This window comes from Asanoa ferruginea, from assembly GCF_003387075.1.
GTDB lineage: Bacteria > Actinomycetota > Actinomycetes > Mycobacteriales > Micromonosporaceae > Asanoa > Asanoa ferruginea.
Map to the genome: position 1 here is coordinate 7,381,680 of NZ_QUMQ01000001.1, position 19,628 is coordinate 7,401,307.

Annotated in this window: 17 protein-coding genes and 1 pseudogene; 11 read left to right on the forward strand and 7 right to left on the reverse strand. The window is 65.8% G+C overall.

Annotated elements, in window-relative coordinates; translation table 11 throughout:
* The first annotated feature begins 188 nt into the window (after positions 1 to 188).
* The 3 genes from DFJ67_RS34595 to DFJ67_RS34605 all read left to right on the forward strand — a co-directional run bounded on the left by DFJ67_RS34595 (position 189) and on the right by DFJ67_RS34605 (position 3,091).
* Positions 189 to 1,034 carry a hypothetical protein gene (locus tag DFJ67_RS34595; RefSeq protein ID WP_211333981.1) on the forward strand — a complete coding sequence of 282 codons (846 nt, stop codon included), beginning with the start codon at positions 189 to 191 and terminating at the stop codon, positions 1,032 to 1,034.
* Positions 1,022 to 1,825 (forward strand): class II glutamine amidotransferase, encoded by an 804-nt coding sequence (locus tag DFJ67_RS34600; protein WP_147315717.1) that lies wholly within the window; start codon positions 1,022 to 1,024, stop codon positions 1,823 to 1,825. The genes DFJ67_RS34595 and DFJ67_RS34600 overlap by 13 nt, the downstream gene beginning before the upstream one ends.
* A 234-nt stretch (positions 1,826 to 2,059) precedes the next feature.
* The gene (locus DFJ67_RS34605) at positions 2,060 to 3,091 is read left to right on the forward strand and encodes a M23 family metallopeptidase (RefSeq protein ID WP_116072804.1); all 1,032 of its coding nucleotides are present in this window, start codon (positions 2,060 to 2,062) and stop codon (positions 3,089 to 3,091) included.
* 681 nt (positions 3,092 to 3,772) lie between these two features.
* Here the strand turns inward: DFJ67_RS34605 and DFJ67_RS34615 are convergent.
* Entirely contained in the window at positions 3,773 to 4,096 is a 324-nt protein-coding gene (locus DFJ67_RS34615; protein ID WP_147315718.1) for a hypothetical protein, read from the reverse strand.
* A gap of 2,344 nt (positions 4,097 to 6,440) precedes the next feature.
* On the opposite strand from DFJ67_RS34615, the gene DFJ67_RS34620 reads away from it, so the two are divergent.
* Positions 6,441 to 6,998, forward strand: a complete 558-nt coding sequence (locus DFJ67_RS34620; RefSeq protein WP_116072808.1) for a peptidase inhibitor family I36 protein — start codon at positions 6,441 to 6,443, stop codon at positions 6,996 to 6,998.
* 99 nt (positions 6,999 to 7,097) lie between these two features.
* Here the strand turns inward: DFJ67_RS34620 and DFJ67_RS34625 are convergent, their stop codons facing one another.
* A complete protein-coding gene (locus DFJ67_RS34625) occupies positions 7,098 to 8,159 on the reverse strand; it encodes a CU044_5270 family protein (protein WP_116072810.1) in 1,062 nt (353 codons plus the stop codon).
* Positions 8,156 to 8,728, reverse strand: coding sequence for an RNA polymerase sigma factor (locus tag DFJ67_RS34630; RefSeq protein ID WP_147315719.1), 573 nt, complete (start codon positions 8,726 to 8,728; stop codon positions 8,156 to 8,158). Before DFJ67_RS34630 ends, DFJ67_RS34625 begins: the two co-directional genes overlap by 4 nt.
* A gap of 404 nt (positions 8,729 to 9,132) precedes the next feature.
* Between DFJ67_RS34630 and DFJ67_RS34635 the strand changes: the two genes are divergently transcribed.
* The 4 genes from DFJ67_RS34635 to DFJ67_RS34645 all read left to right on the forward strand — a co-directional run bounded on the left by DFJ67_RS34635 (position 9,133) and on the right by DFJ67_RS34645 (position 12,280).
* On the forward strand, positions 9,133 to 9,459 hold the full coding sequence (locus DFJ67_RS34635) for a hypothetical protein (RefSeq protein WP_147315720.1): 327 nt from the start codon (positions 9,133 to 9,135) through the stop codon (positions 9,457 to 9,459).
* Positions 9,460 to 10,032: 573 nt separating this feature from the next.
* Positions 10,033 to 10,239, forward strand: a complete 207-nt coding sequence (locus DFJ67_RS42420; RefSeq protein ID WP_147315721.1) for a hypothetical protein — start codon at positions 10,033 to 10,035, stop codon at positions 10,237 to 10,239.
* A gap of 93 nt (positions 10,240 to 10,332) precedes the next feature.
* On the forward strand, positions 10,333 to 11,088 hold the full coding sequence (locus DFJ67_RS34640; RefSeq protein WP_116072816.1) for a helix-turn-helix domain-containing protein: 756 nt from the start codon (positions 10,333 to 10,335) through the stop codon (positions 11,086 to 11,088).
* A gap of 571 nt (positions 11,089 to 11,659) precedes the next feature.
* Positions 11,660 to 12,280, forward strand: a complete 621-nt coding sequence (locus DFJ67_RS34645) for a hypothetical protein (protein WP_116072818.1) — start codon at positions 11,660 to 11,662, stop codon at positions 12,278 to 12,280.
* A 125-nt stretch (positions 12,281 to 12,405) separates the two neighbouring features.
* Here DFJ67_RS34645 and DFJ67_RS34650 read toward each other — a convergent pair whose 3' ends face one another.
* Together DFJ67_RS34650 and DFJ67_RS34655 are read right to left on the reverse strand one after the other, a co-directional pair.
* Entirely contained in the window at positions 12,406 to 12,861 is a 456-nt protein-coding gene (locus DFJ67_RS34650; RefSeq protein ID WP_116072821.1) for a sensor histidine kinase, read from the reverse strand.
* Between the two features lie 434 nt (positions 12,862 to 13,295).
* Positions 13,296 to 13,514: a hypothetical protein gene (locus DFJ67_RS34655; protein WP_116072823.1), complete on the reverse strand. Its 219-nt coding sequence runs from the start codon at positions 13,512 to 13,514 to the stop codon at positions 13,296 to 13,298.
* A 727-nt stretch (positions 13,515 to 14,241) separates the two neighbouring features.
* On the opposite strand from DFJ67_RS34655, the gene DFJ67_RS44805 reads away from it, so the two are divergent.
* Positions 14,242 to 14,724, forward strand: coding sequence for a GNAT family N-acetyltransferase (locus tag DFJ67_RS44805; RefSeq protein WP_203783429.1), 483 nt, complete (start codon positions 14,242 to 14,244; stop codon positions 14,722 to 14,724).
* A 40-nt stretch (positions 14,725 to 14,764) separates the two neighbouring features.
* Here DFJ67_RS44805 and DFJ67_RS42425 read toward each other — a convergent pair whose 3' ends face one another.
* Together DFJ67_RS42425 and DFJ67_RS34665 are read right to left on the reverse strand one after the other, a co-directional pair.
* On the reverse strand, positions 14,765 to 15,007 hold the full coding sequence (locus tag DFJ67_RS42425) for a hypothetical protein (RefSeq protein ID WP_147315722.1): 243 nt from the start codon (positions 15,005 to 15,007) through the stop codon (positions 14,765 to 14,767).
* Between the two features lie 425 nt (positions 15,008 to 15,432).
* Positions 15,433 to 16,115 (reverse strand): annotated as a pseudogene (locus DFJ67_RS34665) (IS6 family transposase); the annotation flags it as partial.
* 186 nt (positions 16,116 to 16,301) lie between these two features.
* Here DFJ67_RS34665 and DFJ67_RS34670 point away from each other — a divergent pair.
* Complete coding sequence (locus tag DFJ67_RS34670; protein WP_147315723.1) at positions 16,302 to 17,975, forward strand: hypothetical protein; 1,674 nt, start codon at positions 16,302 to 16,304, stop codon at positions 17,973 to 17,975.
* A complete protein-coding gene (locus DFJ67_RS34675; RefSeq protein WP_116072829.1) occupies positions 17,972 to 18,613 on the forward strand; it encodes a hypothetical protein in 642 nt (213 codons plus the stop codon). Before DFJ67_RS34670 ends, DFJ67_RS34675 begins: the two co-directional genes overlap by 4 nt.
* The last annotated feature ends 1,015 nt before the right edge of the window (positions 18,614 to 19,628 follow it).

Here is a 19,628-nt window from a genome sequence, read left to right on the forward strand (position 1 = left end):
CACCGCAGAGCACGTCCTGCCGTGCCCAGGATGCCGCAGCCTGCTCAGCGTCGGGGCGGCGTGCACGACGTGTGTGACCTGCCGCCGTTGCCGGGCGACCACCCCGGTCGCTCACACGCAGGCGACCGCCCGCGGCTCCCGGATCTGCGACACCTGCCTGGACTCCTTCTACTGGCGATGCGACAGCTGTGACGGCTGGAACCGCGACGGCGACCGCTGCGGAAACCACTGCCAGGAGGACCCCGACGACAGCTGCGACTGCGGCTACTGCAGCGACTGCAGCCCCGACGACGACCGGTACCCCGGTCCACAGCTACGACTACAAACCCCGCCCGATCTTCCGCGGCACCGGGCCGCTGTTCCTCGGCGCGGAAATCGAAATCGAAACGCCCTACAACGCCTACAACTCGAGCGCGAAACTCGCCGCCAACCACCTCGGCGACCTGGGCTACCTCAAAAACGACAGCTCCATCGGCCACGGGTTCGAGATCGTCACCCACCCCATGTCCTACCGGTGGGCGATCGCGAACTTCCCCTGGCAGATGCTCACCGACCTCGCCGCCGCCGGCTGCGACACCACCGACGCGACCGGCATCCACGTCCACCTGTCCCGGGCCGGGTTCACCTCGCCCTGCCACACCTACCGGTGGATGAAATTCATCTACCGCAACCAGCGCCACGTCACCCGGCTGGCCGGGCGCTCATCGGAACAATGGGCCGCGTTCACGTCCTACGACCGTTCCGCGGCCAAGGACTACGCCAAAGGCGCCTGCAGCGAACGCTACCGGGCGATCAACACCGGCAACCCCGACACGTTCGAGCTGCGGGTCTTCGCCAGCTCCCTGGACCCCGCACAGGTCCAGGCCGTCCTCGGCTTCGCCGCCGCCTCCGTCGAATACACCCGCAGCCTCCAAGCGCACGACATCGTCACCCGCAACGGCTGGGAATGGCCGTCATTCACCGGCTGGCTCGACCAAAGGCCCGACTACCAGCCGCTGCTCGACCGGATCGAGGCACCCGCATGTGCCTTCTGACATTCGTGCCCGCCGGCGTCCAACCCGACCTGACCGCCCTGTGCAACGGCACCCTGATCAACCAGGACGGTCACGGCTACGCGATCGTCACCGACGGCCAGATCCTCGTCCACCATGGAATGAACGCCGACGAGGTCATCGACGCGTTCGCCCAGACACGCGGCCGCCACCACGACGGGCCCGCACTGTTCCACTCCCGCTTCGCGACCCACGGCACCACCCGGCTGGACAACTGCCACCCATTCGCCGTCGGCGGCGACCCGCGAACCGTCATCGCCCACAACGGCGTCCTACCCGCCAACGTCCAACCCGCCAAACACGACCCACGATCCGACACCCGCATCGCCGCCGAGGCATTCATTCCGAGCCTCGGGTCGCTGCGCGTCCGCCGCATCCGCAAACAGATCGAACGGTGGATGGGAGAACACAACAAAATCGTCGTCCTCACCGTCGACCGCAGCTTCACCCAACAGGCGTACATCCTCAACGAGCCGTCAGGAACCTGGGACGGCGGCATCTGGTACTCCAACGACGGCTACCTGCCACCCCGCTACCCCAACTCCGGGCGGCTATGGAACTACCAGGGCTGGGACGACCAAGACGACCGCGGCCTCGACCTGCCCGACCGCTGCCCCAACTGCTGGCCCGCCATCGCCGAATCCGGCGTCTGCACCGAATGCGGCTGCTGCGTCGACTGCAGGCAATTCCTCGAGTACTGCCAGTGCTACCAACCGGCCCACCCCAACCCACAATCCACCATCCCGACCCTCGGACAGCTCCACCACACCTGATCTGCCCACCCACAGCAGTCGGTGCCGGGCAACATCCGCGCTGACCCGCGCCTCAGCCACACGACCGGCGGCCACGAGCAACACCACGGCCGCATCCACAAGGAGCGGATACACCGCTGGTGACGGGACGCCATGTGCGTCCCGCCACCAGCGATCCCGCCGCCGATCGCCACTTTCGCCACCAACCACGTCAGGGGCGCGAATCATGCATGCCATCAATCCTCAGGAAGCCACATGAGCAGCCGCGCGATCGCGGCGACAATTGCTGCGGTCGTCGGCATCGTGCTGCTGTGCGCCGGCGGACTCGCCGCCGTGACGGGCGTAGCGTCCGCCTGCTCAACGGTCGCAGCGTCCAGCGACGTCAGCGGCCGCTACGACGCCACGCAGATCCGCAACGCGGGCGTCATTGCGATCGTCGGCGACCGGCTGCACGTACCTGTCCGTGGGCAGATCATCGCCATCGCCACCGCACTACAGGAATCCCAGCTGCGCAACCTTGGCCACCTCGGCCCGGACAACGACCACGACTCGCTCGGCCTGTTCCAACAACGCCCAAGCCAAGGCTGGGGAACACCCACCCAACTACAAGACCCGGCCTACGCAGCGACCGCGTTCTACCGCAAACTCGCCACCATCCCCCGATGGCAGACCATGCCGCTCACCGTCGCCGCCCAAGCCGTCCAACGCAGCGCCTACCCCGACGCCTACGCAAAATGGGAAGCCGACGCGGCCGCGCTGCACCAGCTCACCGCCGACGAGACCAACGCACCATCTTCCGAGCCGATGAACGGCTGCACCGCGTTCGGCGGCTGGACAATGCCAGTCGACGGACCCATCGGTTCCGGATTCCGCACCGAAACCCGCCCCAGCCACGACGGCATCGACATCATCGCCGCCAAAGGCACCCCAGTGCGCGCCGCCGCCACCGGGACCGTCATCCGGATCGTCTGCGACGCCCGCCTACGCAGCGGTCGGCCCTACTCCTGTGACATGGACGGTCATCCCACCGACGTGATGGGATGCGGCTGGTTCGTGGAACTCCAGCACCCCAACTCCACCGTGACCCGCTACTGCCATCTAGTCGAACGTCCCAACCTCCACGAGGCGCAACAGATCGCCGGCGGCCGCATCATCGGGCACGTGGGCAGCAGCGGCCACTCCTCCGGACCACATCTACACCTTGAGACACACAACGGACGACCCGCAACCAGATCAAACGCCGTCGACCCGATCAGCGTCCTTGCGATAAGAGAGCCTGACCGGTGACAGTCGTCGCCCACGTAGACGTCCTGAGCTCCACCAACCCACGGACCCTGAAGTTCAGGCGAACCCAAATGTCGTAAAGAGAATCCGGGTACCCGTGCCACGCCACTGAGGAAGAGTCGCGGGCTCCTAAGCAGCGGCCGAGCTCCGCGTAAACCCCTGACCGCTCGCCGGGGGCTCCCGGCCCACACGTCCGGATCATGACCGTCTCCGGAACGCAGCGTGCGTCCCGCGTCGTTGATCAAAGGCGCCATGCGCGCCAGGGGCACGAGCCGTCCGAGCCCTTCCTGAGCGTGGAATTGTCGAACGGGCCGAGGTCCCGCTTGATGTCATCGAGATCCCGGTTGCAGGCTTCGTTAACCCGCAATCCGACATCTGCCGGCAGTCGAGCTGCCGTGTAGTTGCGCGCCCTTCGCGCGAAACCTCTGGCAGATCGCCAGCCCGGCCGCCCAACCCGAGAAACAGGTCTGGATCTCCGCCTCGCGCGGCAGAGCGGCCGAAGTACGCTCCCCCTCGGTCGGCTCCATCGCCCAGAGCGGACGGCGACTTCCGTGACACGCATGGCCCGCAAGCCAGAACCAGCCGGACGCAGTCCAACAGCAAGACCACGTGTGTAAGTCTGAGCCCATGCGCGCCCCAGCCCCACCTCCGGAAGCAATCACGGCTGCGAACAGCCCGGACTGGTCAGCCCGGGCCGCCGCCGGACAGCAACTCGCCGCCTGGGCCGACCGAGACGACATCGCCGATATCCTCTGGCGGCTTCTCCTCGACCGCGGCAACACCGCCGTCGTCGAAGCGACCTGCCTGGCCTTGCTGCGCCGCAACGACATTCACGGCATACGACTCGTCGCGCGAGCAATCCCAGCAGCCGAGGATCTCCTGAACGCTCGTCTGGACCACCTCGACCACCTCCACGACGCCGTCGTTAACTACCTCATGCCCGACTGGCTTGGTCAGGTCGGCGGCATCGTGGACGACTTCCTTATCCTCTGCAACGCCTTGGCCCAAGACCCCTACCCCACCACGGCAACCGCGGCCAGGGAGCTCGCCGGCTGGGCGCGCCCGTAGGCCCGTGGACCGAGCAGTCCCCCTTCGCTGTCCAACCCGGAGCGATCCAGCGCGCGTCTGGACTTGAACACCCTGAGGCAAAACCACTTCGCGTGCCGCTCCTATATTGGGTGGACGCTTGGGTTCAAGCCAGGCGTGACGGTTCGCTCGCATGCATTACGCCGAGAACGCGACGAACCTCAGCTACCACGTCGGCGTCGACGTCGTAGCCGACCGAGCGAGCAACTCCCGAGCGTCACCACCGCTGCTCATAGCTCAGCTCCATCGGCAGGTCGATCTCGGACATGTTGGCGTGGCTCCATGTTCACGACACTCGGATTGTGCTCCAGGAACACAACGACGGCAGGCACGCAGGTGCCCATTGCCATACCCTGCCCACCGTGGACGCAGACGACAGGTCCGGACTCGCCGGCGATGCCAACGACGCGCCCATGCCAGGCAGAGCCGCCTTCCGACGTTCCAGACCCGTTGCGGTGGCCACGGCGGGGTGCGTCCTCGTCATCCTGCTTGGCGCGTGGTGGGCGGTCTCAGGTGCCCCACGTGAGGCCACGAAGCCTAGCGGCGGCGTCGGATTCGGATGTGGCTTTCTCGGCACTCCTGCTCCCGCTACGGGCTGCCCACTGCCCGATGAAGCGCAACTACGCCGGGGCGTGCTCGACGACAGACTCCTGGCTGCCGACGAGAGCCGGCGCTCCGCACTTTCCCCGCAGGCCAAGATCGCCCAAGGCACACTCGACGACGTTCGTATGGCGGCCGCATTTGGCGGCTGGTGCCCAACGTTGAGCGATCAGTCGTGTGGCGCTCCTGCCCCTTCACCGCATCCGCCGACACAGGCCGACCTCGAGCAGGCACGCCTGTGGCTGAATCGCACCGGCGCCTCCGCGACCGTCGCACGGTTCGCCCGTCCTGAGGACCCGGCGCCTCCGGGAAGTGTTGTCTACGCAGCACGTTTCGGAGCAGCCTGTGTCGTCTCGTACGTCGTGACGGTTCCCAATTTCAACGGTCCGATCCGGGTGGTCGGCTTGCTGCCTGACGGGAGCTGCTTGCCGGCCTAGATGCAGCACGCCAGCGAGAGATCGGCTGCTACCGCAGGCATCGAGGGACTTAGCCGGGTTATTGAAATAAATGGTCTCTGGAGTCGAAGTGACGCTTGGAACATCCACCCCAGGACGAGAAGTTCAGGTTCCCGCAGTTACCTTGTTGCTCGGTGTTGCGTTGGGAGTCGCTTCATTCGTTCCGGACGTATCCCCGCAGCCTCTAGCAGACTTTCTAGTGCCCATAGTAGGTTCTGCCTTCGCGTGGGGCGTCACCGCATGGTTCGCCGGAATCCTCGGCGGAGCTTTGCGGGACGCCCTTCTGCGGGCCTGTAGCGCCCTCCTCGCCGCGACTTCGTCTATTACTCATTGATTGTCATCGTGAGTAGACGTTGGTGGCACGGAATTTCTGACCAGCGCGGCAGCATTGACGGCATCACATCAGTGCTCGCCTCGTTCCTGTTCTGGACCGCAGCGTCTGTAGTTGGCGGTACGGCAATGGGATTGCTCGCGCACATCGCAAAACAAGCTCTCCCAAGCGTGCGTCAGTGGCTGCTGGAGCCGCCTTCGGGCTGATAATCGGTGAGGCCAGCTATAGTATTCCACGCAGTTTTCATTTGGGTTGGACCCATCGGCGCATTCATCTGGAGCCGGGTTGCGTCGGCGGTCGTCCAGATCGCTCTCGCCGTGGCGGTAGCGACTGTCGTGCTCGTGCGACGCAGGGCAAGCCTTGCCTGGGCACATGTGATTGCCGCTGCAGGCCTCGCTATTGCACTCAGCGTTCCAGCATGGCATCTAATTCAGATGGGTCGAGCGACCTTCTAAAGTGGAAGATTCCCCAAGATCTATAGCGCGTGGCGACGGCGACAGTGGCGCGGCGCCCTCGGCAGATGAGGGTGCCAGTGATGGGAGTGTCATCAGCTACGGCGATGTGCGGTTCGTCGGAACGATGGACGGCCAGGCCCGGAACAAGCCGATGGTCGCGGTGGCGCCGACCTGCACGAAGGCTGGCTAGTAGGCCGTGGCATCCGACGGCGGCGTCTTCGCCTTCGGCCCCCGGGTAGGCCGGGATCGGCCAGCCACCGACACCGGTCGCTTGAGGCACCCAACTGCCGGTCGCTTGCGGTCAGGTTGCGCGTCGGATCACGGACCGGCCAACCCCGCCAGCCAAGACATTGGGTAATCTCGATGTTACTGCGCGTGGTTTCCCTACCGGTGGGGCCTTGAGGAGGCAATCTAGGAGGTTGAAGATGAGAAGCTTTTTCCGGTTGGCCCTGGTTGTGATTATGACCGCGGTCCCGTTGGCGGCTGCTCCCGCTTGGGGGCAAGCCAGCGAGGCGGGTTTGGCGGTATACGAGGGTCGTTTGGTCGATCTTGCGAAGGGTTGGGACGGTGCACAGTCCTGTGTGGTGTTCTCGACCTCTGATACCAGATGCTTCGCTTCGCACGCCGACGCGGACAAGTTGTTGGGTTATCGCCGGGATGCGGACCCGTTGGTCGCTCAGACTGCTCGTTCCTTAGGTGCGGTCGCAGCTGCGGCGGTGCCGTCGTGTTCGTCGGGGTGGCTGTGTCTGTACGAGAACACCAACGGTGGTGGGCGCCGCTTGCAGTTCAGCGACGAGTACTGGCACTACCTGTCGGACTGGGGGTTCAACCGGTCGACGTCGTCGTGGCGGAACAACCAAGGGGCCAGCGATGCCGGCCATCTGTCGTTGTACAACCTGACGACGGTGTACAACTGCGCGGCCCGCGCGTACGCGCTGTCGATGGGCAGCTACAACGATCAGGCCTATGCCGTGTGGGGTTGAGCGGGTAGGAGTCCGCGGCTGAGGCGGTGCGGGTAACGCCGCCTCAGCCGCGGGGCTTTCGCCAGCGCACCACAGTGGGGCCGGCCGTGGAGGTCGGGGTCATTCGGCGACGAGCTCGCTGACCACGTAGGTGTCGTATCCGATGACCGCGGGTGCGGTGACGTTGTTCTTGCCGACGTCGGTCTCAAGCACGCGTTCGACCGCCAGGATCTGTCCGGTGTCGGGGTCGATGATGAATGTGTAGGTGATGGGCAGGCCGGGCCCACCGGATTGGACGGCTCCGGGGAGGGTGGCGGTGTAGGCGTCGCCGGTGCGGCCGGCCCGGTCGGTGATGGTGCCGGTGTACCGCAATCCGGGCAGGTCGGCGAGGACGTGCAGGGCTGCGGACGTCTCGGCCGGGGTCAGGGCCCGTTCTCGCAGAAGATCGGTAAGCCCGCTGACGATGGTTGTGGCTGGGTTGGCGCCCTGCCGGGTGGAGGCCAGCCACCGCTGTAGCGCCCTGGGTTCGCTGGGCGGGCGACCCTGCCACAGATAAGGAAACCCGCCGGCGGGGAAGCGGTCCTGGGTTGGTGTCTCGTCGGCGCCAGGTGATCCTTCGTCGCGCCAGGTTTCCAACTGCGCCGCGCTGGCGTCTTCCGGCTCGAGGTAGCAGGTGGTGGAGCTTCCGGAGTTGTCGGGGTTACGCCAGGTCTCGGTCTCGGTGGGGATGACGACGGAAGTCACCGCCGCGCCGTCGATCTTGCTTCCCAACGCCCAGCTACGGATCTTCAAATGGTCGCGGGCGCCGCCTGGCGCAGGCGTGTGGGGGTGCTCGGCGATGCTGGCGGCGAGGGCATGCAGCCGGTCCATGGCAGGTTGCGGCGTAGTGGGCTGCTGGTATGCCAGTGGTGCCGGTGTCGCCGCCCACGCGGCCGATGTCGTCCGGGGGATGGCCAGGGCGACAACGGCTCCGACGGCGGCGACGGCCACGATGGCCGCGGCCGCGAGCCACGCTCGACGGGTGAGCACGCCGCGGCGAGGGTCGCCGGACGCGCCGGTTCGGGGCGTGGCGAGAATGGCTTGCAGGGTGCGTTCGTTTCGCTCCGGGTCAGAGACGTAGTCGTCATCGATAATCGGGTCCGCCGGCGCGAAGATCTCCCTGATGCGATCGGCGTCGCTCATCGGCTCCTCCTGCGGCCCAACAGCGGGACGATCTGGTAGATCCGCTTCGGAGGGTCGTCGCTGTGGCCGTCCCACAGAGCGCGGAGCCGGGCGACTCGGTTGTAGACGGCGGTGCGACGCATGCCTAACACGGTGGCAACTTCCGGCACGGTCAGTTCCTCGAAAGCGATCAGCCGCAAGATCTCACAGTCGGGTTCCGGCAGCTCGGCGATCGCTTGACGCAGGACATCCCGGTCGACGACCCCAGCGGCGTCGTCGCGCTGCTCAGGTATGCCAGCGAAAAGGCTCCCGGCGGGGTCGTGCGGGTCGTGCCTGTCGTTGCGGTGGTCACGGATCTCGTTGGCCAGGACGTTTCTCGCCGTGATGTACAGCCACGGAAGGGGATTGTCTTCTGGCACGGTGTCGAAACGCTGCCACGCGGTCGCCATCACCTTGGCCACCACATCGTCGCAGTCTAGGTCGACCGCCCGACGGCGAACATAGCGTTCGATGGCGCCGCGGTGCTGCCGATACATCGTCTCGAACCTCTCCTCGTCGCTGGGCGTTCCCATCACTGTCGTTGTGTTCACCCCCCTACCTGCTGTCACAGCAGGCCCCGAAAATTCGCGCCAACTGAAGGAGACCGCTTACGGGCCCTTTCTCCGAGACGGCCTACACGGCTGCGGTCGGTCCCTGCGTCCACTCCTGCCGCCGGTGAGTCGTCCTCGTCACCGCGACAGCGCATCGGCTGCCGCGACGAAACTGAGATGTAGTCAAGCGTCGATTTCTCTCGGCGTCCCGAGCTCCGGTCATGGGCCGCTGGCCTGCGCATACACGGCTGGCCGCAGCCCAGTCAGGACTGGGTCGCCGATGTCCGGGCTGCCGGACCGGCCCGAGCTCGCGAACTCGTCGGCTGTCGACGTGACGGGATGACCTTCGCATGACACATCCGGGGTGGGGACCGGATTGATCGCTGCGCGGCGGGAGGCACGGGATGAGCGGAGTGACCGCACCGCGTCGGATTCAGCCGCCGGCCGCCGACTTCGACACCGATGCACGGACCGTTCCTGCTGTGGGCCGACCAGAGCAGGCGGATGCGGACCTGGACGCCCCGTGGGACCTGTCGGTGGGCTTCGACGCCGTGGCACATTCGTCGCGCGTGGTGACGACCATCGACTGGTGCACCGGGACCGTCATCAGCAGAGAACGCATCGAGCACGTCGGCGAACGGTGGTCTCCAGTACGGCGCCCCATGATCGTATCCGGGGTGATCTTCCTGGACGGCTGTCCGCATCAGCAATACCGCGGGAACCACGAATGATCGCGGCAGCCGTGACCCGGTTCGAGGACCGCGCCCGGACCTTGTGGGTCGTGGCCCGGGTGCGGTCCTACAGGTCGGGGTTCCGGCAGAACCGCTCCCTTACGCATAATCCGATACCCTCCGGATCGCCGAACGCCACAACGGCCTCGAAGCGGACCGGGCCCACCGGTGACCGCGCGCCGGACAACTGCGTGCAGACAGTATCCGCATGGATGCCTCACCACACTCAAGACGGCGCCGTCCACGCGGATGTGTCCGGTTCGACCGGACACAGTGAACACGCCCCTACCTGGCCGTTCCCGGCGGCCACGATATCGCTGCACGCGTTCAGATCACGGTGTCCGACCGCGCATTCGCCTGTCCGGTTTCCCCCGTGCAGTAGCCGTTGTCAGGAAAAGGAACGAACGAACCACGCGTTCAGATGGAATCCGGCAACCGTCCGGAGTAGAGATTCCCGCAGGGCTTCGCCAGATGTAGGTCCGCCGGCAGCAGACCGACTCGTTAACGGCGTCGCCCGCTGATCCTTCACACCCTCCGGATCTGAACAACTTTCAATGGTGAAAGGAACGACTCATGCCCCGGACACCTGCGGCAAGGGCCTGCATTCTCTCTCCCGAAGCAGCCCTGTATCTCGGCATCCTGATCATCGTCTCCGTGTTCGTCACGATCTGGTTCCTCGCCGGTGGCGACTTGATCGCTGCGGCCGCAACCGCTGCAGCCGTCACAGCGGCGGGCCGCACGGCCGTCAGCCGCCGAAGCGGCCGGCGCCGGCCGCGGTAGCAGCCGTAAGCACACGATCGACCGTTCGGCCGTCTGCCACCCGAGATCAGCGTCCGGGTGGCAGACGGCACCTGTCGCTGGGGAGAGAAAGCCATGGCAGCACCCACCCTGCCGGAAGACGAGAACGCGCGACGACTCAAGACCGTCCTGCTCGAAGACTTCGCCCAGGACCTCGGCCAGCTCCGTAAAGCCGCCGGCCTGTCCTACACGCAGCTGGCCGCACACGCGTTCCAGTCCAAGACCAGCCTCTACAACGCTGACCACGGCAAGACCTTCCCGACCTGGGAGGTCACCGCTGCCTACCTCACCGCCTGCGGCGAAGACGACCACCAGCCCTGGAAACGACGCTGGGCCCGAGTCGCGGTAGCGCTCGGCCGTCGCGACCGCCGCCCGCACCGGTCCCGCCACGCCAACTCCGCCGATACGTTGGACCGGCCGCCGCCTGACCCGAACCAAGCGACCACCGTCGCCCACTTCATCGACAGCATGAGCGAGCTACGGAGCTGGTCCGGCATGACCTACCGCGCGATCGCGGTCGCCTCGGAGTGCCTACCCCGACGCATACCCACCAGCACACTGTCCGACCTGCTCACCCACCGCGTCCGACTACCCGACGAACCACTGCTGGCCTCGTTCCTCATCGTCTGCGGCCTCAACCACGACGATCAACAACCATGGTTCACCACCGCCCACAGGCTGCGCCTAGGCACATCCGAGCCACCCGCAACGCATCATGACGGCAACCAACAATGGTGGACGCGGCGCCGAATCGCGATCGCAGCCCTCGCCACAGCCGCAGCCGTAGCACTCGGCGGAATCTGTGGCGCCCAAGGATGGATGCCGTTCTAAGGACAACATCACGGCGCAGCCTGCCGAACACCTCCGACGCATGCGCGCGGTTGTGCGGCACCGCCATCAGCAGCACTGAGCCACCGACGGTTACCACTTCCTACGACCTGAACGCTTGGCGCACTACGTCGCGGCGCACAACGTTCTCCTACCCAACGACGTGGGGCCATCGCCTACCAAGCAACCCACACACCCGGTTGACCCGCTCGAATTCGAGCGCAACCTCGACACCGCCGAACTGGTCATCGATGAGCAGCGGTGGGTCTCCCCAGGAAATCACTCCAATGTGCCGCCAAGGGTCTCGGCTGGTCCGGCTACGAAGTCTCGGCAGATCCTCGTTCGCCGGGGTGCGCGGCGCCCCTCGTGGCACCAACCACCCGCTCACAAGAGTGCTTATGGTGACCGCTGGCGCCCGGGCCCGAAGACGGCATCGTGCCCGAGCTGAGGGGGCCGCGACGTCGCCGCGTTGCCCCCGCGCGGATCGCGGCAGATCCGTGCGTCCAACCGAGCGTGCCGGCCATGAAGTCAATCGAGATGCGGCAAGTGTTGTGACTGGTGGATCATCAGGGGCGTGGGAACCGATGACGTCGACGGTGCGCGAGGTCGCTTTGAGAGCGCGCTGCGCGCGCTGTCAGGTCGGCGTCTAGCGACGGTCGACTACTGGGACGTCCACAACTTTGGCCCGGAGCCGGCGCTGTGGAACTACGGCGACTGGCATCACGCCATTATGGGCGTCGAGCTCGGCACCGGCTTGGGACCTGTGACGGTCACCTGGACCGACACGTTCTATCCGTACGGCGTCGAGGTGCTCTTCGAGCCGATCGAACATCGCCTCGCGTTGGGAAATGAGGGCCCTGAACGGGTTGGTCCGGATTGCGAAGGTATGCGTGCTTGGGCCTCGTGTCTGGGATCGCCGATCCGACATGCCGAATGCCATTGGGAGCGGCTGCGGATCGGGCCTGGCCGGCGCGCGGACGGCAGCGTCACCGGCCCGGCGTACTCGATCGATGTGCCGGTCGCTGTTCGCCTGGACTTCCCCACCACGGCGGTGTGGTTGGTCGCCGGCACGCCGCAGTTTCCCGACGCCCGGGGTGCCTTCATCCCCGCGGACGAGATCATGGTCGTCTTCTCCCCGGAGAAGATGCGTGACCTGGGCTTCGAGGATACGACGTTCCTCCGAACGCCCGACTGACATACCCGGACGCCGCACCGGGTGCGGCATGAGCGGATGCACAGCTGTGGTCCGCTATAGCCGGTTTCCTGATTCACGGGAGCGGCTGTGGCGCGACGTCGACGAAAGCGACGAGCCCATCTTGCTCATCGGGCGTCATGTGCGATGCGAGTTCGATCGGCGTCCGATCGGGGCCGGGTCGTGGGTAGGGTCACGGTGATCGTCAGGCCGCCGGAGGGCTCCGGCGTGGCCACGACATTGCCACGGTGTGCGTGGACGAACGACCGCACGATGGCCAGGCCCAGGCCGCTGGATCCGCCTCCCATGACACGGTTCGGGTCGAGTCGCTGGAACGGCTCGAACAGCCGGTCAATCTCGGCTGACGGGATTTGTTCGCCGCTGTTGCGTACCACGACGAGCACACCGTCGGGCTCATGGCGGGTGGTCATTTCGATCCAGCCACCCCGGTGGTTGTGTCGGATCGCGTTGTCCACAAGGTTTCGCACCAACCGGTCCAGCAGGATGACGGCGGCGATGAAGCTGAGGCAGAGCCGTGCGACGGCCCACTTCCACGCCTCTTCGGGCCAGGTCGGGGCGTTCAACCGGCCTCGCCGATACCGGCTATCCGAACTCTCTGAGGCTTCGTGTGGACCTTGGGCTTGCTGGTGGGCGTCGTTGCCGGCCCGGGTCGGTTACCGAAGCCGCTGAAATGGGCGACCAAGGTTCGACCGTTGGTTGGGGTCACTGGAGTTTGGGCAGGTCCACGGTGGTTGCCACCTTCTTTAGGGGTCTTCGGAGCGCGATCGCAACAGCGAGATGGGGGTGATCGATGTTCCAGGCTGCCTGGCCACCACCGCTGTTCCACCTTCGCGCGGCGCGACTGGAATCTGGCCAGGTCGTGCCAGCGATCGATCTGCTCAATCTGGGAGTTCGGCAGCGGCTTCGCCGACCACGCAGTTAGGCTTGCCGTAGCGACACTTGGGCGCCGGCGCCACCGCCACCGCGAACGGCGACGGAACAGGCGGGACAATTCGTATCAGTCGGGGTTCGACTGATACGAATAAAGAACCGGCAGCGTGCCCTGCACGGTGCGCTGGCCGCCGCACCGGATGCCGCGCACGCCGCAGCCGCGCGAATCGAACTCGAAGCCGTCGCTGACGCGCTGCGGCAGGGTACCCGCGCCACAGTGCAGGAGCTCGCTCTGATCAAGCGCGAGTGGACGTTTCCGCTCAGCGAGGTCGCCACGCCGGTCCATCTATGGCACGGCGCTCGCGACCGTAACTCGCCGATCGCTTTCGCCCGTCGGCTCGCGCGCGAGCTACCGCACGCCACCCTGCACGTCAGCGACTCATCGGGGCACAATGTCGGCGTCGATCGCAGCGGCGAGGTCATGTCTGTGCTTGCCTTGTACGTCAAATAGAGCACAGCCAGCGATGGGCCATCACCGACCTCGGTACACGCCCATTAGTCGAGGACCCCTGTCCACGAGACAAAACCCCAGTTCAAAAGCCATAAGGGCCTCCCGCTCTTGTTTGGTCAACCGCTGCTTCAAGTCCCTCGCGGCCACGGCCACCGGATCCAACTGGTAGGCAGTGGTTCACCGAACGCCACGATCTCGACGTACGAGTCCTGTGTATTCCGTTCGCAGGGGCGGCAGACCATGACGTCACCGACGCGGGTTCCCTCGTCCGCGGTGCGGAACACCTGGCCGTCGTGCCGGCAAGCCAGTGCGACAGCCCACCGCGTCAACCCGAAGCCAACGTGCTCCGGCTCAGGCTCGCCTGGTTCGAGGTAGCGAACCGCTGTCCTGCCCTCGTTGAACTGACAGGACCAGAAGATCGGACAACCGCTCGCGTGGGCGGCGACCTGTCCGCGTCGCGCTTGACGGGCCAGAACTCCTCATGCCTGCACTCGAGCGCCAACGCGAACGCACGACCTCCGTCGGTGGCGGTAGCTCCGGTAGATGAACCTCCAGAAGGAAGTTGGCCACAACAGGGCCGAACTTTTCCATAGCCGCCCAGCGCCCCTCCCGGCGGCGCTCCTCGTGCCCCGCTTCCCACTCCGGCCACCTGGCCCGAGCCTGGGCAAGTGTCACCCTGAAAGGCGGAGGCCCCGCCGCGTCTACCTCCAACTTACGCACGAGCTCTCGCCGGCCCTCACGATTTACCGAACGCCGAACGCCGAACGCGGGTCGTCGTCGGTCGCGTAAGCCGCCCGAGGTGGAGATCGGCTGGCATCTGCACCCGGACGTGTGGGGAACCGGCTATGCCACCGAAGCAGCGCGAGCCCTCATGGACGACGCGTTTGCTCAGGGCCTCACGCGGATCATCGGCGTAACCAACGTGGGCAACGAAACCTCACAGGCAGTCTGCCGACGACTTAGCATGGCGCACCTCGGTGAAACGACCAGGTACTACGACACCACGAAAGACTGTTCGAGAAGCTGCCCCTTTGAATGGCGATAGCGCCATCGACGTTGCATGTGCCGTCCTCGCTGACGGCCGCTCATCGGCATGAGCGGATGTCGGCGGCACGGATGACTCGCCTTCTCCGGCGCGGCGTCGGTCCGCGAATCCGAGTCGATCCTCGCAGCACATAACGGGTCAGCCGGCGGATGACGGCCGCAATCGGCAGAAGAATCACCGCAGCCATGCAGATCAACGCCACGATCCGCACGGCAGCAAGCGTTAACCCGTTCGCTTGGACGCTGGCCAGATACGGATAAGCCCTCTCCATGAGCACGAGCACAGCCAGCGCACCACCGGCTGCGATCAACAGTTGGGCGGAGCTGCCGCGGCGTCTCTTACGTGCCCGAGTCCCATCCATGGACAGCTTGGCACCATTGTCCCGACTGGTGAAGCCGCGAACTCACGAACGCGCACGCACACACTCGCGACGGATCAGCGTAGGTGCGCGCGTGACACGGAACCAGGACATAGAAGGTCCGAGCACGGGGCGACAGTAGGTGATTCGCCGAAGATGACGTCGGTTGGGACGTCGATGGCCGGCGTTGTCCTGCTCCTGCTACACAAAGCAGCCACAACGAGGAACACCAACCGCTAACGACCAACCCGCCAGCAGACCCACCCCGAGCACTCAAGACGGGACCTAGCAGGCCACAGGGGCCGTTGCGTTAACCATCTGGTGGATGCGGCAGACCATCGGCCGGCAGGTCAGATGGCTCGGGCGAGTTCGGTGAACGCTTCGGCGAGTCGTGAGGCGGGTGACGCGTCGAGCCCGATCTCGTAGTGACCGCGTCGCAGATTCTGGACGCAGGCGTGCCCGACGATCACCACCCGGGCCGTCCGATCGGTCCGTAGGCCGCGCATCGGTCTGAGGCGGCGCTTGAGCTGGCCGTGATCGGCCTCGATCGGATTGTTCGCGTACTGCTCGAAGCGATGCCACGCCGAGGGGACTCGAGCACGGCGGGGTAGACCGGCGCAGCGTCGACCTCGGTTGGCGTCACCTTGAGCGTCCGCGGTGCCCGAGTGAAGAAGCGGCGGGCCGCCTGGCCGTCCCGGTGCTTCGAGAGCAGCACGTCGATGACCTGCCCGTGCTGGTCGACCGCCCGATAGACGTAGCGCGATACTCCGTTGACCTTCACGTAGGTCTCGTCAACGAACCACCGGTCACCCGGTGAGTGACGGGCAAACCGGGCGGCGTCGGCCAGCAGCGGGGTGAACCGCTGCACCCAGCCGGCCGCACGACGGACACGAGATCTTGCCGGGAGTTTGGTCCGAGGCCTTGGCGCGCGCTGGCTGACCTGCCCGTTGCGCTGGGCGAGAGTGCGCTGCGCGTCTTTCGGAACAGGTGGTGTGGCAAGGGCTGTGGCAAGGGCTGTGGCAAGGTACCAGCGCGAAAATCAACCGAGGTTGATTGGCAGCCGACCTGCCGCCACGTCGACGGCGGTAGGGCTGACCTCGCGGCGTACTTGTGCAGTGAAGTGTGGCGCGGCCTTCTGCGAGCGCGTTCATGAATGTGCTCCGCCGGCAGTCATCGCTACATGGCTCGGGGCGGCTTTGAAACCCACGGGGAGATCTACGTGTCCGGCATCATCTACGACACGCACTTTTACGCCACCCTCGAAGCTGAGGTGAACGGCTTCCGGAAGGCTCTGACGAAGCGTTGGCGCAAGGAGGTCGCGACCGCTATCCAGCGGTTCGGTACATTCCCGACTGCGTTCCACCGCTCCCCGGCTCCGTATGGGGAGCAGCTGTGGGACTACCGGGATCCGATCAACTCGCTCCACATCAGCTGGGGCGCGTGCGAGGTCATCACCTGGGCACAGGGCGACCAGCACGGCGGTGTGCCGTCCTGCCCGGGGCGCACGAGCAGCCCGCAGGAAGGCGTCCCGCCGCGGACCACCTTCGATCGTGACGGCAACGAGGTGATGACGCCGACCGAGGTCAGTTGCGGCGTGGGTTCGATCATGCAGAGCGTCGAGTACTGGGCCTACAGCGAAGGCAGTGCTGTCCTGGTCAAGTTGCCGAAGTTCGACAAGCATGATCAGCGCGCAATAGAGGGTGCGCAGCAGGCGCTCCTGACGATCGGTGGTGCGCTGGGGCTGCGGGCCGCGGGCGGTTCTGATGCCAGCTTCGCCCCGTCGAGCAACGCCGACCTGATCAACAAGGTCGACAAGCTCATCGGCGCCAACGGCCAGAACGCCGGCTGGTACAAAGCGTGGACCGGGCTGACCGCGGACACCCTCAAGGACGGCTTCTTCGCCTCGATCGCTCCGACGCTCGGCAACCAGGCTCAGATCGCCGCAGGCATCCACAACCTGTATAGCGCCAGAGGCACCATCATCCAGGAGATGCGTTCCGGCTCGCTAACGATCGTCGGCGACGCCAGCAAGGCACTCGATGCGACGCATGTGGTCACCACCGATCTGAACCCGACGTGGCAGACCTTCCAGGGGATGGGCACGGCGCTGAGCATCGCCGGCGCCTGGAACCCGGTCCTAGGGGCGGTCGGTGCGAGCGTGCAGCTGATCGGCATCGTCGGGCAGAATTTCGCACCGCAGATGAAGCACACCGCGTACGCCCACGAGCTGGAGGCGGTGATGACGGCTCTCTGGGACCATCTCAACGAGCAGTCCAACGACCTGATGTACCGCGAAAACGATTACAACAACGGCATCCACGACCTGCGGGACACCATCTTCGGGATCAACAGCTTCAACCTGGAGTTGTACGACCTGACCGAGAACACCGGCACCGGTAGCGGCACCAGGGACGGCTTCACCGTCGACATCGGCACCGTCCTGGAGCTCGCCGACACCTGCTTCGAATCCGCGCAGATCTACGAGGACCAGCTCATTCCGAAGATCGGCACCGTCCGGGCCGCCGACGCGTCACTGGCCACCGAGGACGGATCTGAAGGCTTCGCCGACCCGAAGGTCAAGGCCCTGGTCCTGGAGTACCGGGAGTATTTGAAGACCGCGTGCGGGCGTCTCTACACTGCCGGCGAGGAGATCAAAGCGGCTGCGCGGTCCTACGCGGCGACAGACGCCGAGCGCAAGGCCGCCTTCGACGCCACCATGAAGGACTGGGACGAGGGCCCCGCTCCGGGCCACGCCCGAGACTGGGCCGGGGACACCGACCGCAGCGGCTGGCAGGTCCACATCCCCGGTGCGCCCTCATATGTCAACGACACGACCCCAGGCGGCGACGACGCAGGCGGCCCGGAATACGAGACGGAGGCGACCAGGCGATGAGACGAGCTGCGGCAGGCGCCGCCGTCCTGCTCCTGCTGGCAGGCTGCGGCCCGTCGGCCGACCCCAGCAATGGCGAGCCGACGTCGCCATCGCCGGCGGCGTCCACCGCCCAAGCCAGGCAAGCCGACCTCGGCGCGGTCTGCGACGCGCTGAACCAGACGGTCAAGCTTCCAGCCGACGGAACCGTCCGATACACCGCCACGTTCAACAAGTCGACGGGATGGGCGACCAACGCACCCATCTGCGATATCGAGCCAGTCGGCACATACGACGAGGTAGCCACCAAGGCGGCGGCGTTCGGCCGAGCCAAGTTCAACTACGGCATCCTCACGGAGGAACAGATTCAGCAGCTCGGGTACCCGACGTACACCCCCGAGACGGCGCAGAAACTGCTTACCCTCGATGAAGCGGAGCCGTTGACAGACGAGATACCGTGTGCGACCGAGCCGTGCAAGAACGGCATCCACGGCTACCTGTACAGCTTCCGTTTCGAGACCGTCATGGACGACATCGGGGTGATCGCGCAGTTCGACTACATCACCACCGACGTTAACGGCGATAAGCAGCCGCAATACCGAACCCAGGCTATCGGAGCGCTCACTACCTCGATGGAAACCATCGCCGCCGAGCTCAAGTAGAAGCCGCCTCCCTCTCTTCCGCCGGTGAGCTCGACCTCACGCGCGCGCCGAGGATCTCGGGCGCTTGACCGAGCCGGCGACGAGAACATGGCCCGGTCCTACGCGAGGAACACGAACGGGACCGCATCGACCATCCCAAGCAATAGCGATCGGTTGGCCTGAGGGCCTTGTTTCGCTGAGCCCGTCACACGCGGATGTGCATAAGAGTCCCTATGGTGCGGGACTCACGGCGCGAGCGTCGGTGATCACATGGTTCTGGGGTGTGCGCTTCCTACCTGAACGGACCTGCTCGAAGGCCCTACGGGTCTACGTACCGCGGCAGACCCTGGACGCGGCCCTCGCAGCAGGGCCTGACCCACCGGGCAATGTCCGGCTTACTTCTCCTGTTGCTTGCCTCCGCTTGGATCATCGTGCAGAAGGCGGCTCCTGGCTCTGGATGCGTCGCGCCTGAAATTGTTCGGGTGGTCGTAGGCCCACTGGGGGGAATGCGGTGTTCCATAGCCGTTGACGTTCGAGCCATGGCTGGTCCTGATGTTGAGCGAACGCACGACCTCGAGACGCCGAACCTCGAGATCGTGAACAGCACCTTCGCCGCGTTCGTCGAATTCCTCTACCGACTCAGCCAACTCATCGCCACCGACCCAGGCGGCCGCGAACGAGCAACGCAAGCCGTCGCGATCCGCGAAAACTACGCACCGTTGACGCTGGCGCCTTCAGCGAACCCGAATCCTGGTAGAACATGGCATTCGACCAGCTCGAATCGAGCCGCCAAGCAACCAAGACCCGACAGACAGCTCGCTGGTTGCAGTACGCGTCGGGACGGCTGCAGCAGACGCTAGGCTCGGAGTCCGGCTTGCCCAACGCGCGGCGCCGGTACCGCGTGTCACTGAACCCAGGGATGGCAGCACCGTTCGAGCCGGGCCAGGCTCCGGGGAGCTCGCTTTCGCAGCGGGCTCCCGAAACGGTAAGCCGACCGACCTGCAACTCCGGTCCCCTGGCGGGTGGAACCTTGGGT

Bases quoted from the DNA above. Each gene is read 5' to 3' on its own strand.
- DFJ67_RS34600 (WP_147315717.1), top strand. From the start codon at position 1,022: ATGTGCCTTCTGACATTCGTGCCCGCCGGCGTCCAACCCGACCTGACC.
- DFJ67_RS34605 (WP_116072804.1), top strand. From the start codon at position 2,060: ATGAGCAGCCGCGCGATCGCGGCGACAATTGCTGCGGTCGTCGGCATC.
- DFJ67_RS34620 (WP_116072808.1), top strand. From the start codon at position 6,441: ATGAGAAGCTTTTTCCGGTTGGCCCTGGTTGTGATTATGACCGCGGTC.
- DFJ67_RS34625 (WP_116072810.1), bottom strand. From the start codon at position 8,159: ATGAGCGACGCCGATCGCATCAGGGAGATCTTCGCGCCGGCGGACCCG.
- DFJ67_RS34635 (WP_147315720.1), top strand. From the start codon at position 9,133: ATGAGCGGAGTGACCGCACCGCGTCGGATTCAGCCGCCGGCCGCCGAC.
- DFJ67_RS42420 (WP_147315721.1), top strand. From the start codon at position 10,033: ATGCCCCGGACACCTGCGGCAAGGGCCTGCATTCTCTCTCCCGAAGCA.
- DFJ67_RS34640 (WP_116072816.1), top strand. From the start codon at position 10,333: ATGGCAGCACCCACCCTGCCGGAAGACGAGAACGCGCGACGACTCAAG.
- DFJ67_RS34655 (WP_116072823.1), bottom strand. From the start codon at position 13,514: ATGGACCGGCGTGGCGACCTCGCTGAGCGGAAACGTCCACTCGCGCTT.
- DFJ67_RS34675 (WP_116072829.1), top strand. From the start codon at position 17,972: ATGAGACGAGCTGCGGCAGGCGCCGCCGTCCTGCTCCTGCTGGCAGGC.